Origin of the sequence: Kitasatospora sp. NPDC058243 (genome assembly GCF_042882025.1) — a bacterium.
GTDB lineage: Bacteria > Actinomycetota > Actinomycetes > Streptomycetales > Streptomycetaceae > Kitasatospora.
The window spans coordinates 188,494-195,332 of the sequence record NZ_JBHVWW010000006.1; the positions used below are offsets into that span (position 1 = coordinate 188,494).

Consider the following 6,839-nt stretch of genomic DNA (forward strand, 5'->3'; position numbering starts at 1 on the left):
GGGGAAGGGGCACTGCGCGTTTGCGGCCCCCGGCGTTTCGACCCCGGCATCCATCGACAGCTACTGGGACGTCCGAGTAAATTAGTAGGACGTCCTAATAGCTGTGCCGCCCCGGTGCCGTGGCGGCCGTACGGAGCGGAGTTCGGGGTCATGGACGCCGAGGAGATCGAGCGCGGACGGCAGCGCTGGCAGCAGCGGTACGACAGCGCCCGCAAGCGGGACGCGGACTTCACCACCCTGTCCGGCGACGAGGTCGAGCCGATGTACGGGCCCGCCCCCGGGCAGGCCGTCGAGGGCTTCGAGCGGATCGGCTGGCCGGGCGAGTACCCCTTCACCCGCGGGCTGCACCCGACCGGCTACCGGGGCCGCACCTGGACCATCCGCCAGTTCGCCGGCTTCGGCAACGCGCAGCAGACCAACGAGCGCTACCGGATGATCCTGGAGGCGGGCGGCGGCGGCCTCTCGGTCGCCTTCGACATGCCCACCCTGATGGGCTACGACTCCGACGACGCCAAGTCGCTCGGCGAGGTGGGCCACTGCGGCGTCGCCATCGACTCGGCCGCCGACATGGAGGTGCTGTTCAACGGCATCCCGCTCGGCGAGGTCACCACCTCGATGACGATCAGCGGCCCGGCCGTCCCGATCTTCTGCATGTACCTGGTCGCCGCCGAGCGCCAGGGCGTCGACCCGGCGGTGCTCAACGGCACCCTGCAGACGGACATCTTCAAGGAGTACATCGCCCAGAAGGAGTGGCTCTTCGCCCCCGAGCCGCACCTGCGGCTGATCGGCGACCTGATGGCGTACTGCGCCCAGGGCATCCCCGCGTACAAGCCGCTGTCCGTCTCCGGCTACCACATCCGCGAGGCCGGGGCGACGGCCGCGCAGGAGCTCGCGTACACCCTCGCCGACGGCTTCGCCTACGTCGAGCTGGGCCTGTCCCGGGGCCTGGACGTGGACGTCTTCGCGCCCGGCCTGTCCTTCTTCTTCGACGCGCACCTGGACTTCTTCGAGGAGATCGCCAAGTTCCGCGCCGCGCGCCGGATCTGGGCCCGCTGGATGCGCGACCGCTTCGGCGCCAAGACCGACAAGGCGCAGTGGCTGCGCTTCCACACCCAGACCGCCGGCGTCTCGCTGACCGCGCAGCAGCCGTACAACAACGTGGTCCGCACCGCCGTGGAGGCGCTGTCCGCGGTGCTCGGCGGCACCAACTCGCTGCACACCAACGCCCTGGACGAGACCCTGGCGCTGCCCTCCGAGCAGGCCGCCGAGATCGCCCTGCGCACCCAGCAGGTGCTGATGGAGGAGACCGGCGTCGCCAACGTGGCCGACCCGCTGGGCGGTTCCTGGTACGTCGAGGCGCTCACCGACCGGATCGAGCAGCAGGCCGAGGCGATCTTCCAGCGGATCCTGGACAAGGGCCGCGAGGACCACGGGATCGGCCCGATCACCTCCGGCATCCTGCGCGGGATCGAGGAGGGCTGGTTCACCGGCGAGATCGCCGAGGCGGCCTTCCAGTACCAGCAGTCGGTGGAGAAGGGGGACAAGCGCGTGGTCGGCGTCAACTGCCACCCGCGCAGCGTCACCCCCGAACTGGAGATCCTGCGGGTCAGCCACGAGGTCGAACGCGAGCAGGTGCGGGTGCTGCGCGAGCGCAAGGAGGCCCGGGACGAGGCGGCGGTGCGGGCCGGGCTGGACGCCATGCTGGCGGCCGCGCGCTCGGGCGAGTCGATGATCCCGCCGATGCTGGACGCGGTGCGTGCCGAGGCGACCCTGGGCGAGATCTGCAACGCGCTGCGCGAGGAGTGGGGGACGTACCGGGAGAACGCGTCCTTCTAGGACGCGCCGGTGGGCCGCCCCGTACGGAGCTTCTTCGTGCGGGGCGGCTTCGCCATGCGCTCAGTCGCCCAGCAGGCTGGGGAAGGGGCCGAGCAGCAGGTTGGTGAAGCGGCGGGTCCAGTCGGCGGTGATCGGCTCGCCGCTGACCAGGACGCGGTGCTCGACCGTCCCGGCGATGGTGTCGAAGATGATGTCGATCTCCTCGCGGGCCGTCCGCGGGTCGGCGTCCGGGGCGAGTTCGCCGCGCACCTGGGCGGCCGCCCGGCCCTGCCGGACCAGGCGCTTCTGCGGGTCGACGATGGCCTCCCGGATCCGGCGGCGCAGGTGCGGGTCGCGGGTGCCCTCGGCGAACAGCGCGAGCAGCGCGGCCTGGGTCTCGGGGCGGGCCAGCAGGTCGGCGAACTGGGCGACCACCGCCTCGATGTCGGCCCGCAGGCTGCCGAGGTCGGGCATCACCAGGTCGTCGAAGAGGCTGGCGACGGCGTCCACCACGAGTTCGTTCTTGGACGGCCAGCGGCGGTAGAGGGTGGTCTTGGCGACCTTGGCGCGGGTCGCGACGTGGCCCATGGTCAGCCCGCCCCAGCCGAGTTCGGCGAGGGCCTCGCGGGTGGCGTCGAGGATGGCGCGGTCGGCGGCGGCACTGCGCGGGCGCCCCTTGGCCCTGGTCGTGGCACCCGCCGAGGGGGCGGGGCCGTCCGCGGTCTCCGGGCCCGTGACGTCCGGGTTCGCGGGGGGCTGGGGGGCCGGCAACCGGGCCTCCTTGCGCTCTACTGGTGAGTAACATGGGTGGGGCTGGTAACGGTAGCGGCTGTTCGCCCGTTCGGGCAGCCGGGCCGCCCCGGAAAGTGGGGCAGGTCACGTCGCGGAACCGCCGGTGGGGCTTGCGGCCGGGACCCCGGCTCCAGTTACGCTACGACTCGTAGCGAAAGCAGTGACAACCAGGCGCCGCACCCGTGGGACGGGGCGGCGCGGGCGCGGGTGGGGATCCGCGCCGAACGGTTCAGGCTACCGGGGGAGGGCCACCGCGCCCGGGAATCCGCGCCGCGCGGCCCGCGCGGGGCGACTTTCCCGAGGTTGGTTGCCCGCAGGCGGCGCGGACGGGGGAGGATGGTGCCATGCAGCCACGGAATTCGCGTCTCAACAGCTCCGCCCTGCGCGGTGCGGTCGACCTCGCCGCAGTGAAGGCAGCCGGCGAGGCTGCCCAGAAGGCCGAGCAGGCCCGGGTCGAGCGGGCCCGCCAGGCGGCCGCCGACGAAGCGGCCGGAGTCGCCCCCGAGCAGTCCGCCTACGCGCTCGTCATCGACGTCACCGAGGACACCTTCGAGTCCGAGGTCGTCCAGCGCTCCACCGAAGTGCCGGTCGTCATCGACTTCTGGGCCGAGTGGTGCGGCCCCTGCAAGCAGCTCAGCCCGATCCTGGAGGGCCTGGCCGAGGAGTACGCCGGCCGGTTCGTGCTCGCCAAGATCGACGTGGACGCCAACCCGCTGATCTCCCAGCAGTTCGGCATCCAGGGCATCCCGGCCGTGATGGCCGTGGTGGCCGGCCAGTTGGTGCCGCTGTTCCAGGGTGCCGAGAGCGCGGCCAACGTCCGCAAGGTGCTGGACCAGCTGATCCTGGTCGCCGAGCAGCGCTTCGGCGTGGTCGGCGGCGCCGGGGCTCCGGGCGAGGCGCCGGACGCCGCCCCGCAGCGGCCGGAGGACCCGGCCCTGGCCGCCGCGCACGACGCGCTGGACAGCGGCGACCTGGGCGGCGCCGTCCAGGCCTACCGCAACGTGCTGGCCGACCAGCCGGGCAACACCGAGGCCAGGCTGGGCCTCGCCCAGGCCGAACTGCTGCAGCGGATCGAGAGCGTGGACCCGCAGGCCGTCCGCGCCGCGGCCGCGGCCGACCCGAAGGACGTCGAGGCCCAGCTGCGGGCGGCCGACCTGGACCTGGTGGGCGGTCACGTCGAGGACGCCTTCGGCCGGCTGGTGGACACCGTCGGCCGGACCGCCGGTGAGGACCGGGACGCCGCCCGGCTGCGCCTGCTGGAGCTGTTCGAGGTGATCGGCACGGAGGACCCGCGGGTCACCGCGGCTCGCACCGCGCTGGCGCGCGTGCTGTTCTGACGCTGCCTCCGGTCCGGGCCCGGCTGGTCCCGGGCGGGCCTTGGCACGGCGGATGACCTGCGGTGTCGCCGGGTGATTTGGCGACAATCCGGTCAACCGGACAGAGGTTTACCAAATCTTGACAACACCCGTGGACAGTCACACTTGGTGACTGTCCGCGGGTGTTTCGTTCGTGTTTCCGGCGGATTTCTTCGTCACGTTTCCTTCAAGGCGTCACGCACGGTGCATGCCGCGCCGATTTCATGATCAACGCTGTCGGCTGTTGCATTACCCGTCAGTAAGGAACCTCTTGTGCTTCGCCCGGGATTCGAGCACGATCGGCGACGCCCGGTCCCTGACTCCACACCCTCCGATCCGGTCGGCCACGTGGAGCGCGGGATCCCCACCGGGTGATCCGCCGGCCCCGGTCGGCGGTAGGGAGGGCAGGGGGGTATCCGCGGTCCCACGGCGGTTCCTGTCCTTCGACCGGCCGCGCGGCCCTGCGCGGTCGCTGGTTGTCGCTCGGGGGTGATCGCCGATGTCGTCGGTCCTGCCCGCCGCCCCGCAAGGACGGCCGGTGGAGGGACGGGAGTGCCGCTGTGTGCCGGCCGCTCCCGCGTCCGACGACGCCCAAGGCGCTCTCCGCTACCGAGGACGTAGCTCTCTCCCATCCCAGTCCCCCACCGGCGCGGGCGCGCCGCCGGGGAGCCGGAGATGTACGTCCTAGAAGGAGGACTCGCATGTCCCAGACCTACGGCAAGACCCGCTGGAAGCGCTTCGCCCTGGTGATGGTGCCGAGCATCGCGGCCACCGCGATGGTCGGCGCCGCCATGGCCAACAACGCGCTGGCGGCTTCGTTCAGCGTCTCCGGCCAGAGCTTCAAGGTCACCACGCCGGAGCTGCACGGCAAGAACTTCGCCCAGTTCGGCTCGATCGACGCCGAGGTGAACGGCACTCCGCACCCGGTCGCCGTCTCGGCCTTCGACGAGGCCACCATCAAGGGCCTCTGCCAGTCGGTGGTGACCGACCCCAACGTCATCCCCGGCCTGCCGTGGAAGCTGCCCAAGATCGTCCTTCGCCTGGAGGCGGGCAACAGCGACGACGTCAAGAAGCAGGTCTACGCCAAGAACCTGCTGATCGACCTCGACCAGCTGAACGCGGACGCCGAGTTCACCAACATCAACATCGGCCAGGACGCCTCGACCCTCAAGGGAGAGGCCACCCAGGGCTGGAAGTCCAAGCTCGGCGGCCTGCCGTCCGGCGCGACCGGCTTCGCCCAGGCCGCCGACAAGGCCGACCTGTACAACGTGCAGCAGACCGCCTGGGCCACCTCGGCCGGCACCTTCAAGCTCCCCGGCCTGAAGCTCGCGCTGCACACCGACGGCACCGGCGAGTGCTACTAGGCCGTTGACGGGCGGCGGACCGGGCCCGGTCCGCCGCCCCGACGGCACCTGAGGGACCGGTGGCGGCGCGTGCGCCGTCGCCGGATCCCGTGTCTCGTCCATCCCTCGTTCACACCATCGAGGAGCTGCACCGTGTCCAGCGCCCTTGCCTCATTCCGGCCCGCCGAGCACGAGAACCCCGTCCAGTGGCTGCGCCGGGTGTTCCGTACCTTCCGTCGGACGCGGCCGTACTACGGCGGCCTGCTGGCCATGATCGCCGGCGTCCCGATCATGTACTTCCCGTACGCCAAGCTCTCGTTGGGCGGCATGACGGTGGCCATGGCCACCACGGCGGGCGCCGGATCGCTGATCATCGGCGTGCTGCTGATCGTGCTCGGGCTGACCGCGTGGTTCCAACCGACCGTGCGGGTCTTCGCGGGAGTCGCCACCACCCTGCTGACGCTGGTCTCGATCCCGGTCTCCAACCTGGCCGGGTTCGGCCTGGCGCTGCTGCCGGGTCTGATCGGCGGCGGCCTGATGGCGTCCTGGGCGCCGCTGCCGGAGCCGAAGGCGGCCGAGACCGCCGTCGCCGCGAGCGTCGCCACCGAGGCCCCTGCTCCTGAGGCCCTCGCCTCCGAAACCCCTGCCTCCGAGGCTGCTGTCGCCGAGACCGCGGTCGTCGCCGAGAGCGTCGCCACCGAGCCCGCGGCCGCCGAAGCGCCCACCGCGAAGCTGCCCGCACAGGCCGCGTCGAACGAGCAGGCCGTCGCCGTGGACCCGAAGGAGGCGCGGTGAGCGCGTCGGAGGACCAACCGCAGCGCGCCGGTCGACACGCAGCGCCGCGCACACCCGTCCGGGTCCGGCTGAGAGGTCGCGCGCTGGCGATGGCCGCGGTGCCGACGGCGCTGCTGATGGCCGCCGCGTACACCCCCAACCCGGCCGTCGCCGAGTCCACGGCGGGCAAGCCCTGCGGTACCGCGCCCGCCACCGTGCCGGACGTCGCGCCGCTGGAGACGCCCGTCCCCAAGAGCGAGCTGCCCGAGCCACCGCCCGGTCCGTCCACGGCGCCCTCGACGGTGCCTTCCACAGCGCCTTCGACGGGGCCCTCGACGGGGCCGAGCGCGATCCCCACCCAGACGCCGACCACCACGCCCACCCAGCAGCCCTCCGCGCCGGCCGGTACGCCGAGCGCCGACGCGACGCCGACCGGCGCCCCGACCGGCGCGGCCACCACCCCGGCGACCACTCCGCCGGCCGCCCGCTCCGCCGCCACCGGCGGTTCGGACACGGTCCACCGGGCCGGGCTGATCGACGACGTCCTGGGCGGCGTCAACCACCTGCTGGACCCGGGTGGTTCACCGAGCCCGACGCCGAGCGCCAAGTCGACCGGCACCCCCGCGCCGACCACCACCCAGGCCCCCGCGCCGACCACCACCCAGGCCCTCGCGCCGGCCGCCCTGTCCCTGCGCGCCGGGACGCTGGCCCAGCCGAAGGCCCCGACGGCCGGGGCCCCGGCCGACGCGCAGCCCGGCAC

General features: G+C 72.7%; 5 protein-coding genes and 1 pseudogene. 5 read left to right on the forward strand and 1 reads right to left on the reverse strand.

Going from position 1 to position 6,839, the window contains the following annotated elements; genetic code table 11:
• The first annotated feature begins 150 nt into the window (after window positions 1–150).
• The gene (locus tag ACFVX9_RS07160; protein WP_063347770.1) at window positions 151–1,836 is read left to right on the forward strand and encodes a methylmalonyl-CoA mutase; all 1,686 of its coding nucleotides are present in this window, start codon (window positions 151–153) and stop codon (window positions 1,834–1,836) included.
• A gap of 60 nt (window positions 1,837–1,896) precedes the next feature.
• Here the strand turns inward: ACFVX9_RS07160 and ACFVX9_RS07165 are convergent, their stop codons facing one another.
• Complete coding sequence (locus ACFVX9_RS07165) at window positions 1,897–2,457, reverse strand: TetR/AcrR family transcriptional regulator (protein WP_380379183.1); 561 nt, start codon at window positions 2,455–2,457, stop codon at window positions 1,897–1,899.
• A 494-nt stretch (window positions 2,458–2,951) separates the two neighbouring features.
• On the opposite strand from ACFVX9_RS07165, the gene ACFVX9_RS07170 reads away from it, so the two are divergent.
• The 4 genes and pseudogenes from ACFVX9_RS07170 to ACFVX9_RS07185 form a co-directional block, all read left to right on the forward strand.
• On the forward strand, window positions 2,952–3,944 hold the full coding sequence (locus ACFVX9_RS07170) for a tetratricopeptide repeat protein (protein ID WP_380379178.1): 993 nt from the start codon (window positions 2,952–2,954) through the stop codon (window positions 3,942–3,944).
• A 719-nt stretch (window positions 3,945–4,663) separates the two neighbouring features.
• A complete protein-coding gene (locus tag ACFVX9_RS07175) occupies window positions 4,664–5,326 on the forward strand; it encodes a DUF6230 family protein (protein ID WP_063347768.1) in 663 nt (220 codons plus the stop codon).
• A gap of 132 nt (window positions 5,327–5,458) precedes the next feature.
• On the forward strand, window positions 5,459–6,100 hold the full coding sequence (locus tag ACFVX9_RS07180) for a DUF6114 domain-containing protein (RefSeq protein WP_380379181.1): 642 nt from the start codon (window positions 5,459–5,461) through the stop codon (window positions 6,098–6,100).
• A pseudogene (locus tag ACFVX9_RS07185) lies at window positions 6,097–6,839 on the forward strand (hypothetical protein); the annotation flags it as partial. The gene ACFVX9_RS07180 and the pseudogene ACFVX9_RS07185, both read left to right, overlap by 4 nt.